Here is a 25,429-nt window from a genome sequence, read left to right on the forward strand (position 1 = left end):
CCGCACCGGAGCAACCTGATGACCGACGTACATCCCAACCTGCGCGCCTGGCTTGACCAGCTCAACCCCATGGTCGCCGAACAAAAAGCCCGCGGCGTGGAAGCCACCCCCCAGATGGTCCGGGACAGCCTGGCCGGTCTGACGACCACCTTTGTCACCAGGGCACCAGAACTGCCTCTGGTCCGGGACCTGCTGGCAGAAACCCCGGACGGTCCAGTACCGGTGCGGCTCTATCACCCCCAACCGGATACCGCCAGGCCCGTTATGGTGTTCTTCCATGGTGGCGGCCATATGGCAGGCAGCGTCGCTGTCTACGACCCCATAGCCCGGAAGCTGGCCGAGGCCACGGGCATGCTGGTGCTTTCGGTGGATTACCGGCTCGCGCCGGAAACGCCTTATCCGGGCGGACTTACTGACTGCCTCAATGTTACCCGTCAGGTATGGGCGTTCCTGGAACAGGCGCAAGTTCCCTTCGAGCGGCGGCTGGTACTTGCCGGCGATTCCGGTGGGGCCACCTATGCGGCCACCGTCAGCCGGCAACTGGCAGGCAACACGGAGCTGAACCTCTCCCATCAGGTACTCATCTATCCGAGCCTGGACTACACCATGGACCACCCATCCATTACCGGGCATGGTGACGGTTACCTGCTGGAGGAACCCCGTATTCGCTGGTACTTCGACCATTACTTTGCCGATGGCGAAGACCGCAGGGCGGCCTCGCCGCTGCATATGCCGGTACCTGACGGCATGCCTGCCACACTGGTCATCACCGCCGGCTACTGCCCCCTGCACGATGAAGGTGTGGCCTATGCCCGCAAGCTCGAGGGTGCCGGTGTGGCGTGTCAGCTAAAAGACTACGCCGACATGATCCATGCCTACCTTAACCTTGAAGACCTTGTGCCTGAGACCTGTTCGGATACCTACAATTTGATTAGCGAATTTGTTGGTCGATAACACCAGGCCCTCAGGCTTGGGATGAAGCTCCGCGCCGGGGGTGGTCTTTCGCCGCCGCGTCGGAGGGGCGTCCTGCCACCCCAACGCTTCCGGGGCTTCCCTGCCCCTGCTCTGAAAGACCACCCCCACCCCGGAGCCCGAACTCTGCAGACGGGCCTCTTGCGCCAAAGCAAAAAAGCCAGACCGGATATCCCGGCCTGGCCTTCGTTTTTCACATTACAGGGCTAGCTAATCAGCGACTACCCAAGTCCCGGCAGGAACAGAATGATATCCGGGAAGGTCATCAGCAGGAACAGCACGAACAGGTCCATGATGAGGAACCAGAAGATCCCCCGGAACACCTGCGCCGTGGTGACCAGCTTGCCCACCACACTCTTGATGACGAACACGTTCATGCCAATCGGTGGCGTGATCATGCCGATCTCCAGCAGCTTGGTCAGCACCACACCGAACCACAGCAGGCTCAGGCCCAGGTTGTCGATGATCGGCAACACAATGGGCAGGGTCAGCAGCATGGCGCCGATGGGCTCCAGGAACATCCCCAGCAGTACGTAGATCAGCACGATGGCCAGCAGGATGACCACGGTGGAAGCGTCCAGGCCGATGATCCAGTCAGACAGGAAGTCACCGGCACCGGAGAGCGCCAGGAAGCGGGTCAGCAGGCTGGCACCCACCGCGATGATGATCAGCGCACTGGTGGTCAGCAGGGTCTCCAGGATGGCATCCCGGAACCGCTGCCAGGTCAGGCTGCGTTTGATGGCAGCCACCACCAGCGACAGGAAGGCGCCGACGGCACCGGCCTCGGTCGGCGTGAAGATACCGCCAAACAGGCCCCCGAAGATACCGATCATGATCAGGATCACCGGCCAGGTGTCCTTCAGGGCCCAGACCTTGTCTGCGAACGGAATATGTTCGTTGGTGTCCGGCGCCAGTTCCGGGTTCAGTTTCACCCGTATCAGTACCACGGCGATATAGCCGATGGCGGTGAGGATACCGGCGGAGATACCACCAAGGAACAGCCCGGTGATGGACTCCTGGGCGATGATGCCGTACAGGATCATGATGATGGACGGCGGAATCAACGCCCCGATCGTACCCGCTACCGCCACGGTACCGGTGGCCAGTTCCGGGTTATAGCGATACTTCACCATCTCCGGCACTGCGATCCGGCCCATGGCCGCCGAGCAGGCCACCGAGGAACCGGACACCGCCGCAAAGCCGGCGGAACCGAAAATAGCCGCAATCGCCAGCCCCCCGGGGATACCGGACAGCCACATCCGCGCTGCCCGGAACATGCCCTGGGTGAGCTGGGTGTGATAGCAGATAAAGCCCAGCAAGAGGAACATGGGCACCGAGCTGAGCACCCAGTTGGCGGCAAACTGGTAGGGAATGATGCCAATGGAGCCCCAGGCCACATTGAAGCCCATCAGATACCACAGGCCACCGAAGGACACGCCAATCAGCGTGACACCAATAGGAATGCGCAGCGCAATCAGGAAGATAATCAGGCCAAGACCGGTGAGGCCAATCTGTACGTCACTCATTGTTGTTATCTCTCGTCAGTCCGGGTCGAGTTCGTCGGCTTCAGCACGTTCCGTGTCCAGGCCGCTCTCATGGGGCAGGAAGCTGTTGATCAGCTTATACAGCACCACCAGCGTCATCAGACCGGCGCCCAGGGGTAACATGTAATAGGTCACCCAGATGGAAATATCCGAGTTGCCCTGAACGATGGAAGCACCCATGGAGTACTTTTTCTGGGCCTCGCCAAAGGTACGGACCGCCAGGAAGCTGAACACCACCAGCGAACACAGCATGGCGAAGCGCTCCAGGTTGTGGCGTAACCAGGCCGGCATGTGTTCGGTAATCACCTCAACAGAGATGTGCGCATCCTTTTGCTCCGCAAACGCCAGCGGAATAAAGGCCGCGATGGACATGTAGTAGTAGGAAACGATGGTGATGGTGCCCGGGATGGGCGCGTTGAAGAAGTAACGCCCGACCACATCAGCGGTGATGTGGAACATCATCAGTGCGATCGCCAGACCGCCGATAATGGATATCACGTTGGTTATCTTCGACAGGAACCGACCGATTGCAAACATAGTGCAACCTCCTTGCCCATGGGGGCTGATTGTTATTGTATGGCTGCGGGCGGAGGAAATGAGGGTGGCCCGAAGCAGCCACCCTCAGACCGTCAGAGCCGCTCGATGATGGTCACGTTGGCCATGCCGCCACCTTCACACATGGTCTGCAGACCATAGCGACCGCCTCGGTCGTGCAGGGCGTTGACCAGTGTAGTCATCAGCTTGGTGCCGGATGCACCCAGCGGATGACCCAGCGCGATAGCGCCACCATTCACGTTAAGACGCTCCGGATCCGCGCCGGTTACCTGAAGCCAGGCCATGGGCACAGGAGCAAAGGCCTCGTTGACCTCAAACAGGTCAATGTCATTGATGCTCAGGCCTGTCTTTTTCAGTGCAGCCTGGGTAGCAGGTACCGGGGCTTCCAGCATGATTACGGGGTCATGACCAATCACGCTCATATGATGGATACGGGCCAACGGCTCAACGCCCAGTGCTTTCAGGCCTTTCTCACTGACCACCATGACGCCGGTGGCGCCATCACAGATCTGGCTGGCCACGGAAGCACTGATAAAGCCGCCCTCCTGAATGGGCTTCACTGACGCAATGCCTTCCAGGGTCGCGTCGAAGCGGATGCCCTCGTCCACCAGGTGCATTTCATTCTGCAGTCCACCTTCAGCGGTATTGACCTGCACCGGCAGGATCTCGTTCTTGAACTTTCCGGCTTCAGTGGCTGCAATGGCGCGCTTGTGGCTTTCCAGGGAGAACTTGTGAAGGTCTTCCCGGCTGAAACCATATTTCTTGGCCATCATTTCGGCGCCCATGAACTGGCTGAACTCAGGCACGTCCGGGTAACGCTCGCGGATCGCCGGGCCCATGTAATGGTCTGCCATGTTGGCTTTCTGGGCCAGGAACAGGGCGGAACCCATGGGGGTACGGGTCATGCTTTCCACACCAGCTGCGATCACAACGTCCTGGCTGCCGGACATTACGGCCTGAGCCGCAAAGTGAAGGGCCTGCTGTGAGCTGCCACACTGACGGTCAACAGAGGTGCCAGGTACAGATTCCGGCAACTTGGAAGCCAGCACCGCGTTACGGGCAATATTGGTGGACTGCTCGCCAACCTGCATGACACAGCCCATGATAACGTCGTCGATCAGCTTGGGGTCTGCATCGACACGGTCCACCAGGTCATTCAGCACAAGACCGGCCAGGTCGGTGGAATGCCAGCCTGAAAGACGGCCACCACGGCGGCCGCCAGCGGTACGTGATGCGGCTACAATATATGCTTCTGCCATTTTACTATCCTCGTTTTGGCCGCCCTGCGGCGCATTTGATTCAGCTACGGTCCGGCCAGCTCTGGGCCGGATTGTGCCGGAACGTGTGGCGCCATTCTTGCGTTCACACACTGCCCCGGCGTCGTCGAAAGCGACGAAATGCGAGCCTGACTGTCTTAACGGGGCGCCATACGGATGGCGCCGTCCAGGCGAACGCTTTCACCGTTGAAGTAGCCGTTGGTGACCATCAGCTCTACAACGGAGGCGATCTCGTCCGGTTCACCCAGCCGCTTGGGGAATGGCACGGAAGCGGCCAGCGCTTCTTTCACATTGTCCGGCAGGCCGTTCATCAGCGGCGTGTTGATCAGTCCCGGCATGATGGTGTTGACCCGCACGCCTTCATTCATCAGATCCCGGGCCATGGGCAGGGTCATGCCTACCACACCGGCCTTGGAGGCGGAATAGGCGGCCTGGCCAATCTGGCCATCCTGGGCGGCGACGGACGAGATATTGACGATAACACCACGCTCACCGTCTTCCATTCCCTCAAGGCTCAGCATCCCGGCGGCACTCTTGGCGGCACAGCGGAAACTGCCAATCAGGTTGATCTGGATGATCTTCTCGAACTCAGACAAGGGAAAGTGCTTGATTTCACCAGTCTGCTTGGCGCGGCTGGCTGTCTTGTGGGCATTACCGGTACCGGCACAGTTAACCAGGATACGCTCCTGGCCGATGGCAGCGCGGGCCTTCTCCAGGCCTGCGTCAACCGCTTCTTCAGAGGTCACATCCACCTTGCAGAACACGCCGCCCAGCTCGGCAGCGATGGCTTCACCGCGCTCCTCATTGAAGTCAAAAATCGCCACCTTGACGCCGGATGCCGCCAGCCGGCGGGCCACGGCCTCACCAATACCGGATGCACCGCCGGTTACCACCGCACTGATAGAAGAGTCGAGCTTCATAGCGTTTCCTTTTTATCCTGATATCTGGTTTGTTCAGCTATGTGAGGGAATACACACTGGTTTTGCCCCGGAGGCAGGGCGCGAACCTTGGGCACAGATTAGGTACTCCCCCCGGAGCCAGCATCGTCGTATCCGACGAATTGCCGGAGGAAACCCGGGGGCACAAAAAGATGCCATTTGCACAGGATTGATTTACAAGCAATTATTGACCTTGCTCAGCACTTGCGGGGCACTCGCCAGTCGGCATAGACTGTCGGACCTGTGGTACGCATATCATTCTCCCAACAACAGAGTGCGACCACGACCCAGAATAAGGACAAATAGCCGATGGCAGCCGCTTCCCCCAATCGGGTCCTGATGACCAGCAAACTCAACCCGCCAACATCACGGGCAGTACAGGTGCCCCGTACCGATGTGGTGGACAAGATACTGGGCGCCTCCGCTGCACGCCTGGTACTCGTTCGTGCGCCCGCCGGATTTGGCAAGACCACCGTCATGAGCCAGTGCATGAATCGCATGGAAGAGCAGGGCATGGTCACGGCCTGGCTGACCCTTGATGATGCCGACAACGACGTATCCCGTTTCCTGTGGTACCTCAATGCCGCCGTCTCGAGACTGACCGAAGATGGCAAGGACACCGGGTCTCCCGAAGACCGCACCTTTACCTCTACCGGTGATGCTGCGCTGGATATCGTGGCGCGACTGTCAGAACACCAGTCCGCTTTCGCGCTCTTTCTGGATGACTTTGAACGGGTGCAGGATACCGCGGTTCTGGGCCTGATACGGGAGATCGTTGAACACCTACCCAGACGTGGCCAGTTCGTCATCGGTACCCGCAATTTACCGGAGCTGGGCCTTGGACGGTTGCGGGCCCGGGGCCAACTCCTGGAGATCGACGCCCGCCAGTTGCGGTTCACTGTGGAGGAAACCACCGATTTCCTGATTTCCCGCAGGCACCTGGCACTGACCCAGGAAGACCTGATCCGCATCCATGACCGCACTGAAGGCTGGGTGACCGCCCTGTGGCTGGCCTCTCTGGCGCTTGAGAGCCACGACTCCCCCGAGGCGTTCATAGAACGCTTCTCCGGCGCCGACCAGACCATCTCTGACTACCTGGCCTATGACGTACTGGCCCTGCAACCGCCGGCAGTGCGAGACTTCCTGCTGCGAACCAGCATACTGCGCCACCTGAACGCATCCATCTGCCAGGCCCTGCTGCCGGAGACCGACGCCGAGGCCATGCTGTCACACCTGGCAAGCAGCCATACCTTCCTGACGCCACTGGATAACGAAGAAAACACCTATCGATACCACAGCCTGTTTGCGGAATTCCTCAAGGCCCAGCTGAATGCCGAGCACCCGGAAGAGATTCCCACCCTGCATCGCGCTGCATCCCAGTGGTACGAGAACGAGAACCGGCCGGTACCAGCGATTGACCATGCCCTGGAAGGCGGCGATTACGACCGGGCCCTGGGTCTGTTGCGAATCCATGCGTCAAACCTGCTATCCCAGGGTCGCATGCGGCTGCTGTCAAAGTGGTTCAGCACCATTCCGCCAGAACAGCTGAAACAGGATGAAGAACTTCAGATGACCTGGGTATGGGCCCTGTGCTTTACGCGCGGCCCGACGGAAGCCCTGGAGATGCTTGAGGAAACCGGGCTGGAGCAGTCCACCAACCCGCATATCCGCCCCCATGTCCTGGCGATAAGGCCGCTGACCCTGTCCATGATGGACCGCCAGGAAGAGGCCATCGAAATCGGTGAGCGCGGCCTGCCAGAGTTGCCGACCTGTCAGCCCTTTGCCGACATGGCGCTGATCAACTCCATGGCAAGCAGCTACTCGGTCATGGGCCTTTACAACAAGGCCAGGCAGCTTCTGGACGGTGCCCGGGATGCCCAGGGCACCTATGCCAGCTCGTTCAATGTGATGTATTCGGAAACCGTGGAAGGCATCATCGATATGCAGGAAGGGCGCCAGCGCCAGGCTGCCGCCCGCTTCCGCCTGGCCGTAGGCGCCACCCGCCAGGCCTCATCCTTCAGCCAGGCCAACGGCAACGCCTGGGCTGGCGTGCTCCATGCCGGTGCCATATACGAACAGAACCAGCTGGACCTGGCCGCCCGCCTGCTGCACGTCTACGGCCCCCTGGCCCGGGACGTGGGCCTGCCGGACCATATGCTGCTGAGCGATATCATGCTGGCACGAATCGCCTTCTCCAAGGGTGAAATTGACCAGGCATTCCGCATCCTGACCGAACTGGAACACCTGGGCCACATTCGCAACCTGAGCCGCGTAGTCGCAACAACACGGCTTGAACGCTCCCGCCTACTTCTACTGCAACAGCGTTATGACGCGGCCCGCCAGGAGCTGGAGCGGGCCGGAGACAAGGATCTCTGGCAACGGGTCCAGACCCTGCGGCTACCGGCTAATGACCTGGAGTACCGGGAGCTGGCCGAGATCCGGATGGAAATCGCCAATGGTGATCCGGACAAGGCACTGGCCGAACTGGAGCGGGAACTGACCTACGCCAATGACGAACAGCGCTTTCGCCGGGCCCTGAAACTGAAACTGCTCAAGGCCATCGCACTGCACCGGTGCGCCCGCTTGCGAGACGCACTGGAGGTTATGGCGGACGTCCTGCACGTGGCGTCTTCGGAGGGCTACCTGCGACTGATCGTCGATGAGGGGGCGGCAGCGGGTACACTCGTGCTGCTCTATTCGCAGAGCCTGAAGGAACAGGGGGAACGCACAGATCCGATCCTGGCTGGCTATATCCAGTCACTGCTGGATGCCTTCGGCCCGGAAATCCAGGAGCAGGCCCCTTCCTCCGAGCCTGAAAACACTCTGCTGGACCCCCTCACCCGCAAGGAAATCCGGGTTCTGCAGTTATTGTCGGAGGGGTATTCCAACAGTGCCATGGCGGAGAAGCTTTTTGTCTCTGACAGTACTGTGCGGACCCATCTGAGGAATATTAACTCCAAGCTGAATGCCAGTAGCCGGACCCAGGCTGTGGCTATTGCGCGGCGTCTCGGTATTGTCTGAGGTTTCGCACTAAGGGCGTATTTCTATCGAATTTCTGGGGTGGCGGTTTGTTTGGGCCCCGGGGGCTGGAGGCATGGTGGGGGGGGGTGTTTCCTCCGCTGCAATTCACGGTCCGTCCTGGACCGACCTTGCACCGCGCCATCCCTGGCGCTGCTGCGGAAACACCCCCCACCACACCTCCGTCAGACCTTGGCGGGAAAACGCTTAAACAAAACCAGACTTCCCTCGGTAGTTTCGTCCCTTACAGACACGAGCCCAATCAATAATGCGATCAGCAACTCAGTCTGACGGATCCGGGGTGGTGGTCCTTGCAGAGCAGCGCCAGGGATGGCGCGGTGCAAGGTCGGCCCATGGATGGGCCGTGAATTGCAGCGGCGAAAGGACCACCACCCCGGAGCCAGCCCCCAAGCTTTCCAGTCTGGGAGCTGAACCCAGCAAAGCAAGCTTCAGAGAGACCGGGAAATCACCTCTTTCATGATTTCGTTGGTACCACCGTAAATCCGCTGAATACGGGCATCGGTATACATCCGACCGATCATGTACTCATTCATGTAGCCGTAGCCACCAAACAGCTGCAGGCACTCATCAATCACCCGGCACTGGTTCTCACTGCCCCAGAGCTTGGCCATGGACGCCTTGGTGGTGTCCAGCTTGCCTTCCAGCATGTCCCGCACACACTCATCCACAAACGCACGCCCCACCTTAATGGTGGTGGCAATCTCCGCCAGCTTGAACTTGGTATTCTGGAACTCAGCGATGGGCTGACCGAAAGCGGTACGCTCACGCACATAGTCCAGGGTGGCGTGGTAGGCACCTTCCATCGCAGCTTGAGCACCAACGCCGATGAACAGACGCTCATAGGGCAGGTCACCCATCAGCTGGAAGAAACCACGGCCTTCTACGCCGCCGAGCAACTGGCTTTCGTGGACACGGACGTCCTCGAAGAACAGCTCGGAGGTGTCCTGAGCCTTCAGACCAATCTTGTCCAGTACGCGACCCACCTTGTAGCCCGGCTGGTTCTCGGTCTCCACGATCATGATGGACATGCCCTTGGCGCCCTGGCTGGTGTCCGTCTTGACCACAACCAGTACCACGCCGGCCAGGAAACCGTTGGAAATAAAGGTCTTTGATCCGTTGATCACATAGTGATCGCCGTCCTTCTTGGCGTGGGTGCGCACACCCTGCAAGTCCGACCCGGTGCCCGGCTCAGTCATGGCGATGGCGCCCACCAGCTCGCCACGGGCCATGCGGGGCAGGTACTTTTCTTTCTGCTCGTCGGTACCGTGGTTGAGGAAATAGTGGGCCACAATGCTGTGAACCGAATGGTTGAGACCGGTCAGGGCGCGCTTGCCCATTTCCTCGGCCACAACCGCCTCGTGACGGAAGTCGCCGCCGGCACCGCCGAACTCTTCGGGAATGTCCGTACACAGCAGGCCCATCTCACCGGCCTTACGCCACAGCCCGTGGCCCACGTTACCCTGTTTGCGGGCCTCTGCATCATGGGGCGCCACTTCGGCTTCCAGGAAGCGACTCACGCTGTCACGGAACATGGACAGCTCTTCGTCTTGCCAGCTCGGCGTCAGATCAATCGACATAATTCAGTCCTCGGTTCATCAATCGGTTTAAAGGGCGCGGATCAGGTCATCCGGAAGGCCCCAACTGGAAAGCACATCCGCGGGATTCTCCACCGGCGCAGTGGGTGCGGCAGGCGTATCCGAAGGTGTTCTGCTGAAACGGGGCGCGGGCGCCGGCTGGGTGTAGCCTCCGGACTCCACGAAGGTATTCCTGGCCTTGTTGTGGGGGTGCAGGGGCGCTTCGTCCCAGTCCAGTACCGGCGCAAAGCAGGCGTCGGTGCCCTCCAGGATCTCGCACCATTCATCCCTGGTACGGGTCCGGAACACATCCGCCAGCTTGAGTTTGAGCATGGGCCAGCGACGAGGGTCCATCTGGGGCTCGAAGGCCTGCTGTTCCAGACCGCAGCGTTCGAGCAGTTCAGCATAGAACTTCGGCTCGATCGCCCCGACCGCCACGTACTTACCGTCGGCGCAGGTGTAGACATCGTAGAAGTGGGCGCCACCATCGAGTAGGTTCTCACCCCGGTTATTGCTCCACTGCCCGGCGGCCTTGAAGCCGTACATCATGGAAGACAGCAGCGCGGCACCATCGGTCATGGCAGCATCGATTACCTGGCCCTTGCCGGAACCGGCGGCTTCCAGCATGGCCGCAAGGACCCCTACCGTCAGCAGCATACCGCCCCCGCCAAAATCACCCACCAGGTTCAGGGGAACCACCGGTGGCTCATCCGCGCGGCCGATAGCGTGCAAGGCGCCGCTGATGGCGATGTAATTCATATCGTGGCCAGCGGCATGGGACAGCGGACCGTGTTGCCCCCAGCCGGTCATCCGACCGAAAACCAGCGCCGGGTTGCGTGCCAGGCATTGGTCAGGGCCCAGCCCGATCTTCTCCATCACGCCGGGCCGGAAGCCCTCGATGAGCGCATCCGCCTTCTCCACCAGCTTCAGGACGGCCTCTACGCCTTCCTGCTTTTTAAGGTCAATGCAGATGGTGGTGCGGTTGCGGGAGAGGATGTCGTATTTCCAGGCACCATCCTTGCCAGCACCGGGACGGTCAATGCGGATCACCTCCGCTCCCATGTCCGCCAGCATCATTCCGCAGAAGGGAGCCGGGCCCAACCCGACCATTTCTATAACGCGTTTACCTGTCAGTGGACCTGCCATTGTTCCCCCGGATCACATTGGGTATTCAATAACCCGGGTCGCGTGGCGACCCGGTTGATAACGGATGTCGGGTATTGCTCAGAGCCCGTGCTTTGACACATCCACCTTGGCGAAGATTTCGTCGTAGTAGATCTCGGCCAGTTCATCAGCGCTTTCGACGCCCTGAACCAGGTCAACCCACTTGTCCAGCAGGACCGCGAACTCATCCAGCATCTCGCCGCCACGCTCTACACCGTGACGCTCCTTGTAATACTCGACGATCGTCTCGAGATCCTTCTTGACGAAGGCTTCTGTCGCCTCGTGGAACTCCTTCGACGCGTTGTGGATGTTGCCACCGTTCTGGCGCACAGCCTCGAGGGCCTCATCCTGGGTCTGCTCATAACGCCATGGCGTGATGGCGGTCAGATAGGCACCGGCCTTGAGCATGGCACTGCGCTGGTCCTCGGACAGTGACGCCCAGACGTCCTTGTTGACACTGGCGCCACTGGAGCCGGCATAGATACCGCCCGGCAGATCTACGGTGACATCTGTAACGACTTCGGTCAGGTTCAGGTTGGTGATTTCCGGCAGCGAGGAGATGGTGCAATCCAGTACGCCCTGGCTGAGACCCTCACGAATTTCGCTGATAGTCATGGACACCGAGGAACCGTCAAACTCCGATACCCAGCGGGACCAGTGCGACCCTGCAACCCGCATCCGCAGGCCTTCCATATCTTCCGGGTTAACCACCGGTTCATTACAGATCATGCCATAGCCACTACTGGCTACGTTGCCGGTATACACATGGTTCTGTTCCGCCAGTTCCTGCAGACACTCCGGGCACTTGAAGAAAATGAACTCGGTGATGGCGCCTTCAAACGCGTAGGTGCCCAGCCCGTTGAGCCGGTCACGGTCTATCAGGTTGACCTGCATGGCGGACTCATTAAGCAGGTTGATATGGGGGAACTGGGCCGGGAAGTACACGGTCAGCAGGTAGCCCACATCCGCCATACCATCCCGCACACCCGCGGATACTTCGGAGGCGCTCAGCAGTGACATGGCGAACACCTTGGCCTTGAGGTCACCACCGGAGTATTCCTCCAGTTTGTCTGCCCACTCGTGGACAGCCTTGTCAGCTTCCGACCCGGCCGGATAGACCGACGCGTAGGACAGGGTACGGGCCTGGGCAGGCGCGGCGAGCATTGCAGCGGTGAGAACGGATGCGGACAGGCCGCCGAGGGAAAGCAGGGATTTGCGTGAAAACATGTGGATCTCCTGATCTTTTTTATTGTTGTACCGATATCGGGGCAACGTAGTGTGGAGATCAGTGTAGGTAGCCGCACAGGGGGTCACCATCGTCGAAACCGACGAACTGTTCGTGGTTTTCAGCTGGGGTCCGACGATGGTGATGAGTGGTTACAGGCGAAGTTTTTCCAGCTGTGTCCGGATGTTATCGGTGATGGGTGCAGGCCGGTTGGTGTCCAGGTCCACAACGACCATAACGCTGTTGGCAATGGCATGGACGCCGTGGCGACTCTTTGCACCGCCGGTCAGGTGGAAGGAGGTGTTTCCGATATGACTGACACCGGTTACCAGTTCCACGGGGGTCGAACTGGGACGGAAATGGAGGTAGGTAATGTCCATGGCAGCAATCAGCAGGCCCAGGTTGCCGATATCCACGTTCTGCAGGGTGCCGAAACGCGCCTGCTCCATGTAGCGCGCAAGGGCGGCCTCGCTGCGCTGGCTGTCCGCGTCCATGTCGGCATAGCGGGGCGTCAGTTCCCGGTGGACCGGGAAGTGTGCGAAATCTTCGGCAAACTGGCGGTAGCCGTCATCCGGCATGGCCGCCGGATCGGCATCCACATCATTCCGGAAGCTGCTGAACATAGCCTGCGGCAAAGCCACCCGCTCATGGTTCAGGAAAGCGCCCAGCCAGGCATCCTGAATGCCTACGAGCTGGTCATTCTGGTGCAGCTCGGTGCGCAGCTGTACCTGGTCGTGACTGGCGCCCATGAGGGTGACCACGAAATGGATATCGCTGCCGTAAAAGCTCATTTCCCGGAACTGGGTGATGGCCCGCAATGGACGCAGGCGCTCGGCGTCGGAGAACCACGCGTCGGGGCCAAAGCGGTTAACCAGGGCCTGCATCCGGGCCTCGATGTGCAGCTGGTAGGCGCGGGAGTTATTCACATGGCGCCAGGTGTCCTGGTCGGTGTAGCGGGGTGTCAGGGCACCGCGAAAGACGGCGCCGGATGGGGATTCTGCATTCATGGTGAGACGATTTTCCTGCAAGTGATGAACCTTCTAGGATCCATTTTCCACGCCGGCATCGCAAGCTACTTCGTCGTAAGCGACGATTGCCAGCGGTTTACCTGAACGCCAAGATGAGTGGCAATAACCCGTTTTCCAGACAACAAGACCAGCAGGGAGATGTCCCATGAGAAGCAAGGCCAGTACCGTTTCCGAAGCCGTCGACACACGCATGTCGGTGCGCGGCTTCACCGACCAGCCGGTGGACGGCGCCGTCATCCGGCGAGTGCTGGAAAAGGCCGCGCGCTCACCTTCGGGCGGCAACCTGCAGCCCTGGCAACTGTATGTCGTTGGTGGCGATGACCTCAGGGCATTCAAGGAGATCATGGCCACACGGGTAAAAGAGGCACCTACCGGGGAAGACCCGGAATACAGTGTCTATCCGCCGAGCCTCAAGTCCCCTTACCGGGATTACCGTTTCCAGGTCGGGGAAGACATGTACGGCTTGCTGGGCATTCCCCGGGATGACAAGGCCGGCCGTATGGGCTGGTTTGCCAGGAACTATCAGTTCTTCAACGCGCCTCTGGCCCTGTTCTGCTACGTGGATCGGCAGATGGGCCCGCCCCAGTGGTCCGACCTGGGCATGTTCCTGCAGACGGTGATGCTACTGCTTCGCGAGGAAGGCCTGGACTCCTGCGCCCAGGAGTGCTGGAGCCTCTATCACAGGTCGTTACAGGATTTCCTGAATCCCCCAGACGACCTCATGCTGTTCACCGGTATGTCCATCGGCTACATGGATGAGGAAGACCCGGTCAACGAGCTCCGCACCCGCCGTGCCGCCCTGGAAGACTTCGCCAGCTTCCGGGGTATCTGAGCCAACAGCCCTGTCCAGCAGCGCCCCTGCTTCGTCGGTTCGGACGACGACAGCAGGGCCCCGCCACGTTATTTGTTCCAATAGACTTCAGACAACAGGAGGCAAACACATGTCCGGACTTTCCGCCGAACTCAAACAGGTTTTCAAGGAACACGGTGACAAAGCTCGCCCGGTGAAGCAGGCAGCGGTACTCGGCGCCGGCATCATGGGTGGTGGTATCACCATCACCAGCGCCGCTCACGGCGTACCGGTGATCATGAAGGATATCGCCCAGGAGCAGCTGGACCTGGGCATGAAGACAGCCACCAGCCAGGTGAATCGGCTGGTCAAGAAAGAGCAGATGACGCAGGAACAGGCCAACCAGGTGCTGGCCACTATCGAGCCAACCCTGGAGTACGAGGGCTTCGACAAGGTTGATGGCGTCATCGAAGCGGTGGTGGAAAACCTCGGCCTCAAGCACAAGGTACTGGACCAGCTGGAAGCGGTGGTTCGTAAGGACACCCTGATTGCCACCAACACCTCCAGCCTGCGCATCGATGATATTGGCCAGCACATGAAGCACCCGGAGCGCTTTGTGGGCATGCACTTCTTCAACCCGGTGCCCGTCATGCCCCTGGTGGAAATCATCCAGGGCACACGCACCTCGGATGAGTCCGTCTCCACCGCCGTCACCTGGGCCCTGAAAATGGGCAAGACACCGATCGTGGTACAGGACTGCCCTGGCTTCCTGGTGAACCGTATCCTCACCGCCTACACCCGTGCCTTCCTGCAGCTGATTGAAGAAGGCGCCGACTTCGAGCACGTGGACAAATCCATGGAGGCCTTCGGCTGGCCCATGGGCCCGGCCTACCTGGAAGACGTGATCGGCATCGACACCGGCAGCCACGTCTCTGACGTTATTTCCGCCGGCTACCCCGAGCGCATGCCCCACATCGAGAACGACGCTTTCCGCCTGATGAAGTCAAAGGATCGCCTCGGCCAGAAGAACGGCAAGGGGTTCTACGAATACACGCCGGACGACAGCGGCCGGCCCCAGAAGCATTCCAGCGCCGAGGTCCATGAATTGCTGAAGGCGATCCAGCCCAATGGCCAGAAAGACGTCAGCGTCGAGGAAATCCAGCAACGCATGATGCTGGCGATGATCACCGAAGCGGTGCACTGCCTGGAAGACAAGGTGGTCAACTCCGCCGAGGAGCTGGACACCGCCCTGCTGATGGGCGTGGGCTTCCCCCGGGACAAGGGCGGCGCCATCCGCTACGCCGACAGCCTGGGCGCAAAGGCCATCCTGGAACAGTGTGAGCAATACCGTCACCTGGGCACCCAGTACGAGCCCACGGCCACCATCCGCAAGCTGGCCGAAACCGGTGGCAGCTTCTACGACGAATTCCCGGCGGGTAACTGACAGGAGATCCGGCCATGAGCTACGAACGCATCCACCTGGCCATTGAGGATGGCATTGCCACCCTGACCCTGGACCAGCCCAAGACCATGAACGCCATGTCAGTGCCACTGCAGCAGGAGGTGATGGCCGCCCTGGACGAGATTGCCGGGAATTCCGACATCAAGGCCCTGGTCATCACCGGCACCGGCAAGGCGTTCTGCTCCGGCGCCGACCTGGGTTCCATGAGCCCGGACTCGGACGGACCCAGCCTGGGCACCCAGGTGAAAAACCTGATGGAAGAACTGTCCAATCCGATGGCCCTTAAACTGCGGGAGCTGCCCTTCCCAGTGGTCTCCGCCGTCAATGGCGCCGCAGCCGGTGCCGGTGCCAGCATTGCCCTGGCCGGGGATGTGGTTTTGGCGGGCAAGTCTGCCTACTTCCTGTTCCCCTTCATTCCCAAGCTGGGCATCCTGCCGGACCTCGGTGCCACCTGGATCCTGCCGCGGCTGATCGGTCGAGCGAAGGCCATGGCCGTCAGCCTGCTGGGTGAACGCATGTACGGCGAAGATGCAGTCCGCGAGGGTCTGATCTGGAAGTGCGTGGCGGATGAAGACCTCCAAAGTGAGGCGGTTGCGACCGCACGCCGGCTGGCGGCCGGACCAAACCATGCGGCGCCGGAACTGCGGGAAGCGTTCGACCGGGCTGACACGGCCACCCTTGCCGAACAATTGTCCTATGAAGCAGAGCGCCAGCAGGAACTGATCGACAGCCCGACCTTCCAGGAAGGTGTTCGCGCCTTCCTCGAGAAGCGGGATCCGAAATTCTGACCCCTGGGTCAGACACCGTCTACCTTCCCAATAACCGAGCCCCATCCGGCAAACCTTTAACGGACGGGGCCACGGAGCGAGGCACGCCATGTGGAGCTTTGAGACAGACCCGGATTTCCAGCAGGAACTGGACTGGATCGACCAGTTCGTCCGTAACGAAGTGGAACCCCTGGACCATGTACTGGGTAGCCAGTGGAACATCCATGACCCGGAGTTCCAGCGCCTGGTAAGACCGCTGCAGAAGCAGGTGCAGGAGCGAGGCCTGTGGGCCTGCCACCTGGGACCGGAGCTGGGCGGCAAGGGCTACGGCCAGCTCAAACTGGCCCTGATGAACGAAAAATTCGGCCGATCCCGCTTCGGTCCGATCGTATTTGGCTCTCAGGCCCCCGACACCGGCAACGCCGAAATCCTCGCCCATTACGGCACCCCGGAGCAGAAAAAACGGTTCCTCGACCCGCTGCTGGATAACGAGATTGTTTCCTGCTTTACCATGACCGAGCCCCAGGGCGGTGCGGATCCCCTGGTGCTGGAAGCCTCGGCGGTCCGGGAAGGCGACGAATGGGTGATCAACGGCGAGAAGTGGTTTGCCTCCAATGCCCGTTTCGCCAGCTTTTTCATCATCATGGCGGTCACCGACCCGGACGCATCGCCCTACCGGCGCATGTCCATGTTCATCGTGCCGGCGGACACCCCTGGCATCGAGATTGTTCGCAACTACGGTTTCTATGGCGAGCCGGAGGACACCCACGCCCACCTGCGCTGGACCAATGTGCGGGTACCGGCCGAGAACATGCTGGGGGAACAGGGTGACGCCTTTGTCGTGGCACAGGTTCGCCTGGGTGGCGGCCGCATGCACCACGCCATGCGCACACTGGCCCAGGCCACCCGGGCCTTCGACATGATGTGTGAACGGGCGGTATCCCGCTTCACCAAGGGTGAGCAGCTGGCAAAGAAACAGATGGTACAGGAGAAAATTGCCGATTCCTGGGTGGAGCTGCGTCAGTTCCGCCTGCTGATCCTGGAAACCGCCTGGCTGCTGGACCAGGGACATGACTACAAGGCCACCCGCAAGAACATCGCGGCGGTCAAAACCGTCATGCCCCGCATCCTCAATGACATTGCCGCCCGCGCCCTGCAGATCCATGGCTCTCTGGGCATTTCACACGACATGCCCTTCGCGGAGTGGATCATCAACTCCTTCCACGTCGGCCTCGCCGATGGTCCCACCGAGGTACACAAGGTCACGGTCGCTCGGGAAGTACTCAAAGAAGTACAACCGGCCAAGGGTCCGTTCCCGGATTACCTGAAATCGGAACAGACCCGCCGCGCCCGGGAAAAATTCGGGCTGAAAGGAGAGGAGTGAGCCATGACCGGAATCACTGAGCTGAGCCGCTCCCTCAAAGGCAGCCGCGTACTGGTAACCGGCGCGGCCAGCGGCATGGGACGAGCGACGGCGGCGGTTTTTGCCAGTGAGGGTGCCCGGGTAGCCGTAACGGATTACGACTCCGATGGCGCCCGGTCGGTGGCGGAGCAGCTAACCAGTGCCGGCTGTCAGGCCCAGGCCTGGCACCTGGATGTCGGCGACCCCGAAGCCATTCGCAGCGTTGTTAATGACGTAGCAGATACTTTCGGCGGGCTCGATATCCTGGTCAACAACGCCGGGATTTCGGGTTTTGCAGCGATCGACGACGACCAATACGACACGGTCTGGGGCCGTTGCCTGTCCGTGCTGCTAACCGCCCAGCAGCAACTGGTCCGGGCCGCCCTGCCCGCCCTGCGGCAGTCATCCCACCCACGTATCGTAAACATTGCATCCACCGAGGCCCTGGGAGCCACGGCAGAGAATAGCCCCTATGCAGCAGCCAAGGCCGGTGTTACCGGACTGACCCGGGCCCTTGCCGTGGAACTGGGCCCGGAAGGCATTACCGTTAACTGCATCTGCCCGGGGCCCATCGACACCGCAATGACCGAATTCGTGCCACCGGAACACAAGGTCATCTTCGCGAAACGGCGCACGGCGCTGAGACGCTATGGCACCCCGGAGGAAGTCGCCCACATTACGGTCAGCCTTTGCCTGCCCGCGTCTTCATACCTTACAGGGGCAGTGATTCCGGTGGATGGTGGCCTGATGGCTCGTAATGCCTGAATTTGCTGCGGAGTTTATCGCCCTTCGACAGGCTCAGGGCGAACGGGACAATTAAGGGAAAGCTGCCTCGCCAAGAAATCCACGAAAATTAAGTGATTGATAAGGTCTAGATCGTCACTTTTTTTTCGTGTTTTTCGTGTTTTTCGTGGCTAAAAACCTCTTTGTATTTATCCGTCCGCCCTGAGCCTGTCGAAGGGCCAAGGATTCCGTGGCAAAAACCTTCGTCAGGAAAGTGTGAGCCCCCCATCCACAATCAGCGTCTGCCCCCGCATGTAGGAAGCCAGCGGTGAGGCCAGGAACAAGGCAGGTCCCGCCATTTCGTGGGGCTCGCCCATCCGCCCTACCGGAATGGCTGCCTCGGCCATCTGCTTTCGTTTCGGGTTGTCGGTGGTCACTTTCGTCATCTTGGTGGCGACAAACCCGGGCGCAATGCCGTTTACCGCGATACCCTCCGGTGCCCAGGCCTCGCCAAGGGTACGCACCAGTGCCACCGCCCCTGCCTTGGAGGCGTTGTAGGCCGGGTTACCCTTGGTGGAGTGGAACGCCGCCGTGGAACTCACAATGATCAGCGAACCCTGGCTTTCGGCTAGCTGGTCATGGAACTTCATGGCACAGGCCCGCAGGCTGTTGAGGTTTACGTTGATGACATGGTCCCACCCGGCACGCTCGAACTCGCCGCGCTTGTAGACCACCACGCCCTGACACAGGATCAGCACATCGAGTTTGTCGAAGGCAGGCTGGACACGCTCAATCGCATCGATATCACCCACATCCACCTGGGTATAGTGCAGACCGCCAAGATCCGAACCCTCAGAAGCGTCATAATCACCTGCCGACGCCCGCGTGCCCCATACATGCACCTCGGCGCCCCGGGCACGGAAGGCTTGGGCGATACCATTACCGATACCACTGGAGCCTCCCACTACCAGTACCGTTTTCCCGGTGTAGTCCAGATCGTTCATTGTTGTTTTCTCCTGCCGTGATGGGTCGTGGGTATAACGATCCACGGTAATCAGCGTTTCGAGGCAGAGCATCGTCCGATCCGACGATGCTCGGGCAAACGGCGCCCGTTAAGGTGAAAATCAACAACAATAAAAGGACCCTTGTCGCGCCATGATGCCTCCCTCCATGCCCTCAGACCTGCTTACGCTCAAATCCCTTTATACCGGCGCCCTGGGCCGTTTTGGCGACCGCTGCGCCCTGACCATGCACGGATTTAAGCTGACCTATCGGCAGTTACTGGAGCAATCCATTCGCGCTGGCAATGGCCTGATTGACCTGGGCGTTCGCCCCGGCACACCAGTGGCCATTGCCATGGCCAACTGCCTGGGATTTGCCGTTGCCGATCAGGGTGTGATCCAGGCTGGAGCCATTAAGGTTCCCCTGAACGATATGCTCAGCGATGATGAGGTCCTCTACATATTGGCAGATGCCGGCGTGCGGGTAGCCATTGTGGATGCACGCCGGGTGTCGCTGCTGGAAGCAAGGCGCTCGCAACTGCCAGACCTGGAAACCGTTATTGTCGTCGGCGACAGCGCACCGTGCCCGAATGGAATGGTCCCCTGGCGAGGCTTCCTCGCCGGCGCACGCCCGGAATACACCCAGGTAGACATCACTCCGGACCAGCTTGCCTTTATTGGCTATACCGGTGGCACCACCGGCAAACCCAAGGGCGTTATGCACAGTCAGCAGAACGTGTACCTGAACCTGCTCTCTCACCTGACAGAGCTGGGCCTGCAGGACGATGAGCGACTCTTGCTGACTTCTCCCCTGCCCCATGCTGCCGGCATGCTGTTGCTCACAGGCCTGCTCAAGGGCGCCACCCACTTTATCGAGCCTGGATTCGACCCGGCCACTGTGATCCGGCGAATCAGCGACGACCGGGTAACCCTCACCTTCATGGTACCCACCATGATCTACCGGTTGCTGGACTGGCTCGATGAGCAGTCCGGACCGGCACCGGACCTGAGAGCCCTGCGCACCATGCTGTACGGTGCCGCACCAATAACCGTGGATCGTCTGCAACAGGGCCTGGCCACCTTCGGCCCTGTATTCATGCAACTCTATGGCCAGACGGAGGCGCCCAATTTCATCACCCGGCTGCGCCGGGAAGACCACGACCCCGGAAACCCCGAACGACTGCTCAGCTGCGGCCAGCCGGCGACCATGTCGAGGGTGCGGATCGTTGATGACCAGGGCAATGACGTTCCCGAGGGCGCAAGCGGCGAAGTCACAACCCTCACCCCCTATAACATGCTGGGGTATCATCGGTTGCCGGAGAAAACCGCTTCCACGCTGGTGGACGGCTGGGTGCATACCGGGGACATCGGACGGCTGGACGGCGATGGGTATCTTTATCTGCTCGACCGCAAAAATGACATGATCATCAGTGGCGGCATGAATGTGTACACCTCCGAAGTGGAGAACGCGCTACAGCCCTGCGAGGGTGTCGCCCAGGTGGCTGTGGTTGGACTGCCAGATCCGGATTGGGGTGAGGCGGTAACTGCCTTTGTGGTACCCCAGCCCGGCGCATCACCGGATACAGCCGAGCTGCTGGCTCACTGCAAGGCAACCCTATCGAAATACAAGGTCCCCAAGGCCATTCACCTGGTGGACAGCCTTCCGGTAACGGCCTATGGCAAACTCGACAAGAAAGTCCTTCGTCAGCATTGGAGTGAACCCAAATGAGCCGAGTCATCATCGACCCCTACCCGCACCAGCTTGGTGGCCACTGCGGCTCAGGTGCCCTGCGGGACCTGCTGCACTGGGCTGACCTCGGCTGGGAAGAGCTGCCTGGCCGGTTGCCGGGTGAAGGTTTGGTCTTCGGCCTGGGGGGCGGCCTGTCGTTCATGTACACCCGCTATCCCGGCCTGACGCCGCCCATGTACCTGGTGGGTCGTAACGCCGATATGGAGCTGGATTTCTGCCAGCGCCTGAACATTGATACCCGCCGTCAGCAAACCGAGGATCCGGATGAGGCGTGGCACTGGGTAAAGGCGGAGATCGACGCTGGCCACCCGGTCATGGTCTGGTGCGATATCGCTGAGTTGCCCTACCTGCGGGTCAGGCTTTCCAATACCCGCCATGATGTGGTCATCATCGGTTATGACGACGACCAAAACACAGTCTTTATCGTGGACAACGATCGGGAAGACGTGCAGGAAGTCCCCATGGACGCTTTCCGAAGCGCCCATGGCTCCAATGGCTTCCCGGGGCCCAACCACTTTGCGACCTATCCCATGCGTTTTCCGGCCCGATTACCCGACCTGCTGACCTGCGCCCGTGAGGCGGCGGCATCGGCTGCGCGGGTACTTGGTGGCGAAGACGCCCTGTTGTTCGATGTATCGACCCTGCCGGAGGGCAGCCTGGTCGCATCCGGCGTCGAGGGCGTCCAGGCATTCGCCGATGACATCATCACCTGGCCCTACCGCCTGGATCCCGAAGAACTGACCGCTGCCGTGAGAAGCATACCGGTGTTTGTGGAAAAAGCCGGCACTGGTGGCGGCTTCTTCCGCCGGCTGCAAGCCAGCTTCTGCCGGGATGTGGCGCAGGCCACCGGCGACCCTGACTTCGCGACCGCCGCAGACGCCTGCCAGCGCAGCGCCGATGCATGGACTGCTCTCGGGGAACATGCCCGGGCAGAGCAAATGGACATCCGGGCCGTCAGCGAGGCCGCCCAACAGCTACCTGCCCTGGAACTGGCCATGCAGCGGGCACTGGAACAGGCCGGCGAGACCGGACCGGCGAAGTAACCAACCAATCAACAAGGAATCAACCGATGGCAATCCAGGCCAGTGCTGACGAGCTACAGGCATTCATGAGCGGCGAATTTCCCCAGGCCACCATCACCGTGGAAAGCGTGGATGAAAGCGAAGCCTGGGTGCGCCAGCCAGTGGATGAATCCCACCTGCGCCCCGGCGGCACCGTGTCCGGTCCCACCATGATGGCAACAGCGGATACCGCCGCCTACGTGGTGGTACTGTCCCATATCGGCATCGTGCCCCTTGCGGTCACCAGCAACCTGAACATCAACTTCCTGCGCAAACCGGAATCCGGCAAGGCCCTGCTGGCAAAGGGCACCCTGCTCCATCTGGGCCGCCGCTCTGTGCTTACCGAGGTGAACATCTACTCCGAAGGCCACCTGGAAAAGCCCGTCGCCCATGCAGTAGTGACCTACGCGATTCCTTCCTCTCACAAAACCACCTGAAAGGGTGCCGCCATGCCCTCAGGGCTTGGTGTAGAGAGCTGGAAAATGGCACCGCGCAATATGTGTGATCTTGCGGCGTTTCAGACGCCGGGCATATAGCCTATTCTTCCGATCACCAGCCGGCTCTTTGATTCCCGTTCGCCCTTCAACAAGCTCAGGGTGAACGGAGCCCGGAACAAAGGGGGCCGAAACGAGATTCGTACTACCAAACCTCGCTCGCCCTGAGCCTGTCGAAGGGAGCCTGTCGAAGGGAGCCTGTCGAAGGGAGCCTGTCGAAGGGCCTATAACAAGGAAAACCAACGAGGAGTTCGTGACGTTCTGGGTCTACATTCTTCAGTGTGCAGACAACAGCTACTACACTGGCCACACTGATAATCTCGATCAACGTATTGAGCAACACAAGTGCCGCACTTTCGCCACCTGCTATACCGCCAGCCGACTGCCCGTTAAGTTGGTGTTCAGCCAGCCATTCCCTACCCGGGCGGAGGCCTTGACGTCTGAACGGCAGATAAAGGGCTGGAGCCGGAAAAAGAAAGAAGCAATGATCGCTGGTGACTGGGATAGGGTCTCGGCGCTGGCGAGAAGCACCCTTCGACAAGCTCAGGGTGAACGATACCGGTGATACCGAGCAGAGTAATGCAGGAGCGACCAGCTACAGGACACCCGCCCCTGCTTGCCCTGCGCCTGGAACAACGGGGGGCAATGCGAGGTTCGCACTCCCAAGCCCCGTTCACCCTGAGCTTGTCGAAGGGAGCTTGTCAAAGGGAGCTTGTCGAAGGGCGCCTGACTACGGCTGAGCGGGAGAGGAGGGTGGCAGTACCTGGCGGAAACACCCTTCGTCAAGCTCAGGGTGACCGGAACCTGTACCAGGAGGGGGGTATAACCCTGAAGCTACAGGTTTCGGGTCATCGCCCGGATCAGCGCACCCACCCAAGAGCCCGCTCAAACAGCGCCACGGTGCTAGCATGTAGCTGGTCACCGGTGGCCTTCGGCGCCTTCCCTGCGCAGGCTCGGGCGTGGGTTCCCTCCAGGATAATGCCGAGCTTGTAACAGGCCAGTACCGCATACCACTCGATACTGGACGTATCCCGATGGGTCCGGGAGCGGTAATGCTCCACGAGTTCCCCGGCCGCCGGGAATCCTTCCCAGGGTTGCACACGGAAACCTTCGATGGTGTCGTCGGCCGGTGTCTCCCCGGGCCAGGTGGCCAGCAGCCAGCCCAGGTCCAGCAGCGGGTCACCGATGGTGGTCAGCTCCCAGTCGACAATGGCCGCCAGTTCGCCGCTGTCGTGACGGTACATGACGTTACCAAGGTGATAGTCGCCGTGGATGATACCCGGCTCAAACGACGAAGGCCGGTGACGTTCCAGCCAGCCAGCGACCGTCTCCACACCGGGAATTGCCTGCGGACCGGACCAGCCGGGGAAGTCCCCGTAACCCTTGAGCTGCTGGCGCCACCGATTCACCTGGCGCTCAAGGTAGTTTTCCGGCTTGCCGAATCCGGCAAGGCCGACAGCTTCGTAATCCACCGCCCCCAGGGCTGTGATGCCTTCCACCAGCGACAGCCCCATGCGGTGGCGAACGGCGACATCCGAGGCGTGGAATGCAGGCAGGCCATTCACCGGGGCAAAGCCCTCCACTGGCTCCATCAGATAGAAAGCGGCTCCAAGCACCGTTTCGTCAGGGCAGCCAGCAACCAGGCGGGGATGGGGCACGTCAGACTCCGCCAGCGCCTCGAGCATGCGCATTTCCCGGCGCATGGTTTCATTGGAATTAGCGCGAAGATGAGGCGGCGGCCGCCGAAGCACCAGACTTCGCCCGTTGTAGTCAAAACGCAGGAGAAGGTTCTGGGTACCGCCGCCGAGCAAGTGCGCACCGGTGACCTCGCCGTCGCCAAGCCCCTGTCCGGCCATCCATGTGCCGAGTTTTTCGGTATCGATATATGCCTGCCAGTCCATAGGTATCACCCCCGGTTATTGCGTACGGCCCAGCATGTCGCGGGCAATGACTTCCTTCATGATTTCAGAAGTACCGGCATAGACTGTCTGCACCCGGGAATCCACATAGAACCGGGAGATAGGATATTCGAGGGTATAACCGTAACCGCCAAACAGCTGCATACAGCGATCAATACAGCTACACTGCATCTCGGTGAGCTGCAGCTTGATGACAGCCGCGTCCACCGCTGTCATTTCACCCGCCAGATAGCGTTGCAGGCACTGGTTGTAATACCCGCGCCCCATATCCAGGTCCGCCCGCACCTGGGCAAGGGTAAACCGGGTATTCTGGAAATCCGCAATACGCTGGCCAAACGCCCGGCGGTCCTGCACGTAGTCCAGGGTCAGTTTCAGCGCACCCTCGATGGCTCCCAGGGCCTGGGCTGCGACGCCCAGACGTTCACGGGGCAACTCCTGCATCAGGTAACCAAACCCTTTGCCTGCCTCACCCAGCAGGGCATCGTCAGGAACGACCAGGTCATCGAAGAAAAGCTCAGCGGTATCGCTGGCATGCTGGCCAATCTTGCGGATCGACTTGCCACGGGCAAAACCCGGCAAGGTGGTGTCGACCAGAAACAGCGACACACCACGAGCCCCGGCGCCCGGATCGGTCTTGGCACAGACGATGACCATGTCTGCGAGGATGCCATTGGTAATAAATACCTTGGCCCCGTTGATCTTCCAGCCCCCATCCACTTTCTGGGCTGAGGTACGCATACCCGC

At 60.5% G+C, this 25,429-nt stretch carries 22 protein-coding genes; 11 read left to right on the forward strand and 11 right to left on the reverse strand.

The annotated features are described in order from the left end of the window. Nucleotides 1-18: 18 nt before the first annotated feature. Complete coding sequence (locus BM036_RS04075; protein WP_091848949.1) at nucleotides 19-954, forward strand: alpha/beta hydrolase; 936 nt, start codon at nucleotides 19-21, stop codon at nucleotides 952-954. 239 nt (nucleotides 955-1,193) lie between these two features. Here the strand turns inward: BM036_RS04075 and BM036_RS04080 are convergent, their stop codons facing one another. The 4 genes from BM036_RS04080 to BM036_RS04095 all read right to left on the reverse strand — a co-directional run bounded on the left by BM036_RS04080 (nucleotide 1,194) and on the right by BM036_RS04095 (nucleotide 5,268). Continuing rightward, nucleotides 1,194-2,498 carry a TRAP transporter large permease gene (locus tag BM036_RS04080; RefSeq protein ID WP_091848950.1) on the reverse strand — a complete coding sequence of 435 codons (1,305 nt, stop codon included), beginning with the start codon at nucleotides 2,496-2,498 and terminating at the stop codon, nucleotides 1,194-1,196. Between the two features lie 15 nt (nucleotides 2,499-2,513). Then, the gene (locus BM036_RS04085) at nucleotides 2,514-3,053 is read right to left on the reverse strand and encodes a TRAP transporter small permease (protein WP_091848951.1); all 540 of its coding nucleotides are present in this window, start codon (nucleotides 3,051-3,053) and stop codon (nucleotides 2,514-2,516) included. A gap of 92 nt (nucleotides 3,054-3,145) precedes the next feature. Continuing rightward, entirely contained in the window at nucleotides 3,146-4,330 is a 1,185-nt protein-coding gene (locus BM036_RS04090) for an acetyl-CoA C-acetyltransferase (RefSeq protein ID WP_091848952.1), read from the reverse strand. Between the two features lie 155 nt (nucleotides 4,331-4,485). After that, the gene (locus tag BM036_RS04095) at nucleotides 4,486-5,268 is read right to left on the reverse strand and encodes an SDR family NAD(P)-dependent oxidoreductase (protein ID WP_091848953.1); all 783 of its coding nucleotides are present in this window, start codon (nucleotides 5,266-5,268) and stop codon (nucleotides 4,486-4,488) included. Between the two features lie 327 nt (nucleotides 5,269-5,595). Here BM036_RS04095 and BM036_RS04100 point away from each other — a divergent pair, with 327 nt between their 5' ends. Further along, on the forward strand, nucleotides 5,596-8,307 hold the full coding sequence (locus BM036_RS04100) for a winged helix-turn-helix domain-containing protein (protein WP_091848954.1): 2,712 nt from the start codon (nucleotides 5,596-5,598) through the stop codon (nucleotides 8,305-8,307). A 446-nt stretch (nucleotides 8,308-8,753) separates the two neighbouring features. On the opposite strand, the gene BM036_RS04105 is transcribed toward BM036_RS04100, so the two are convergent. From BM036_RS04105 to BM036_RS04120, 4 genes are all read right to left on the reverse strand, one after another. After that, on the reverse strand, nucleotides 8,754-9,902 hold the full coding sequence (locus BM036_RS04105) for an acyl-CoA dehydrogenase family protein (protein ID WP_091848955.1): 1,149 nt from the start codon (nucleotides 9,900-9,902) through the stop codon (nucleotides 8,754-8,756). A 27-nt stretch (nucleotides 9,903-9,929) separates the two neighbouring features. Beyond that, nucleotides 9,930-11,045: a CaiB/BaiF CoA transferase family protein gene (locus tag BM036_RS04110; RefSeq protein ID WP_091848956.1), complete on the reverse strand. Its 1,116-nt coding sequence runs from the start codon at nucleotides 11,043-11,045 to the stop codon at nucleotides 9,930-9,932. A 78-nt stretch (nucleotides 11,046-11,123) separates the two neighbouring features. Next, nucleotides 11,124-12,290: a C4-dicarboxylate TRAP transporter substrate-binding protein gene (locus BM036_RS04115; RefSeq protein ID WP_091848957.1), complete on the reverse strand. Its 1,167-nt coding sequence runs from the start codon at nucleotides 12,288-12,290 to the stop codon at nucleotides 11,124-11,126. A gap of 150 nt (nucleotides 12,291-12,440) precedes the next feature. Continuing rightward, on the reverse strand, nucleotides 12,441-13,295 hold the full coding sequence (locus tag BM036_RS04120; RefSeq protein WP_091848958.1) for an acyl-CoA thioesterase: 855 nt from the start codon (nucleotides 13,293-13,295) through the stop codon (nucleotides 12,441-12,443). Between the two features lie 166 nt (nucleotides 13,296-13,461). On the opposite strand from BM036_RS04120, the gene BM036_RS04125 reads away from it, so the two are divergent. The 5 genes from BM036_RS04125 to BM036_RS04145 all read left to right on the forward strand — a co-directional run bounded on the left by BM036_RS04125 (nucleotide 13,462) and on the right by BM036_RS04145 (nucleotide 18,502). After that, nucleotides 13,462-14,148, forward strand: a complete 687-nt coding sequence (locus BM036_RS04125) for a nitroreductase (protein ID WP_091848959.1) — start codon at nucleotides 13,462-13,464, stop codon at nucleotides 14,146-14,148. 109 nt (nucleotides 14,149-14,257) lie between these two features. Then, a complete protein-coding gene (locus tag BM036_RS04130) occupies nucleotides 14,258-15,550 on the forward strand; it encodes a 3-hydroxyacyl-CoA dehydrogenase NAD-binding domain-containing protein (protein ID WP_177185984.1) in 1,293 nt (430 codons plus the stop codon). 14 nt (nucleotides 15,551-15,564) lie between these two features. After that, nucleotides 15,565-16,356: an enoyl-CoA hydratase-related protein gene (locus BM036_RS04135; protein ID WP_091848961.1), complete on the forward strand. Its 792-nt coding sequence runs from the start codon at nucleotides 15,565-15,567 to the stop codon at nucleotides 16,354-16,356. An 88-nt stretch (nucleotides 16,357-16,444) separates the two neighbouring features. Continuing rightward, the gene (locus BM036_RS04140) at nucleotides 16,445-17,719 is read left to right on the forward strand and encodes an acyl-CoA dehydrogenase family protein (RefSeq protein ID WP_091848962.1); all 1,275 of its coding nucleotides are present in this window, start codon (nucleotides 16,445-16,447) and stop codon (nucleotides 17,717-17,719) included. A gap of 3 nt (nucleotides 17,720-17,722) precedes the next feature. Then, the gene (locus BM036_RS04145; protein ID WP_091848963.1) at nucleotides 17,723-18,502 is read left to right on the forward strand and encodes an SDR family NAD(P)-dependent oxidoreductase; all 780 of its coding nucleotides are present in this window, start codon (nucleotides 17,723-17,725) and stop codon (nucleotides 18,500-18,502) included. Nucleotides 18,503-18,726: 224 nt separating this feature from the next. Here BM036_RS04145 and BM036_RS04150 read toward each other — a convergent pair whose 3' ends face one another. Then, nucleotides 18,727-19,536, reverse strand: coding sequence for an SDR family NAD(P)-dependent oxidoreductase (locus BM036_RS04150; RefSeq protein ID WP_218144766.1), 810 nt, complete (start codon nucleotides 19,534-19,536; stop codon nucleotides 18,727-18,729). A gap of 79 nt (nucleotides 19,537-19,615) precedes the next feature. Between BM036_RS04150 and BM036_RS04155 the strand changes: the two genes are divergently transcribed. The 4 genes from BM036_RS04155 to BM036_RS20505 all read left to right on the forward strand — a co-directional run bounded on the left by BM036_RS04155 (nucleotide 19,616) and on the right by BM036_RS20505 (nucleotide 23,331). Further along, nucleotides 19,616-21,190: an AMP-binding protein gene (locus BM036_RS04155; RefSeq protein WP_218144767.1), complete on the forward strand. Its 1,575-nt coding sequence runs from the start codon at nucleotides 19,616-19,618 to the stop codon at nucleotides 21,188-21,190. Continuing rightward, nucleotides 21,187-22,254 carry a BtrH N-terminal domain-containing protein gene (locus BM036_RS04160; RefSeq protein WP_091848965.1) on the forward strand — a complete coding sequence of 356 codons (1,068 nt, stop codon included), beginning with the start codon at nucleotides 21,187-21,189 and terminating at the stop codon, nucleotides 22,252-22,254. The genes BM036_RS04155 and BM036_RS04160 overlap by 4 nt, the downstream gene beginning before the upstream one ends. Before the next feature lie 26 nt (nucleotides 22,255-22,280). After that, nucleotides 22,281-22,709, forward strand: a complete 429-nt coding sequence (locus BM036_RS04165) for a PaaI family thioesterase (protein WP_091848966.1) — start codon at nucleotides 22,281-22,283, stop codon at nucleotides 22,707-22,709. Nucleotides 22,710-23,019: 310 nt separating this feature from the next. Continuing rightward, nucleotides 23,020-23,331 carry a GIY-YIG nuclease family protein gene (locus BM036_RS20505; protein WP_091848967.1) on the forward strand — a complete coding sequence of 104 codons (312 nt, stop codon included), beginning with the start codon at nucleotides 23,020-23,022 and terminating at the stop codon, nucleotides 23,329-23,331. Nucleotides 23,332-23,626: 295 nt separating this feature from the next. Here the strand turns inward: BM036_RS20505 and BM036_RS04175 are convergent, their stop codons facing one another. Together BM036_RS04175 and BM036_RS04180 are read right to left on the reverse strand one after the other, a co-directional pair. Continuing rightward, nucleotides 23,627-24,667 carry a phosphotransferase family protein gene (locus tag BM036_RS04175; protein WP_091848968.1) on the reverse strand — a complete coding sequence of 347 codons (1,041 nt, stop codon included), beginning with the start codon at nucleotides 24,665-24,667 and terminating at the stop codon, nucleotides 23,627-23,629. 15 nt (nucleotides 24,668-24,682) lie between these two features. After that, the coding region (locus BM036_RS04180; RefSeq protein WP_177185985.1) for an acyl-CoA dehydrogenase family protein at nucleotides 24,683-25,429 on the reverse strand (747 nt) is incomplete at its 5' end.

It is taken from the genome of Marinobacter segnicrescens, from assembly GCF_900111555.1.
GTDB lineage: Bacteria > Pseudomonadota > Gammaproteobacteria > Pseudomonadales > Oleiphilaceae > Marinobacter > Marinobacter segnicrescens.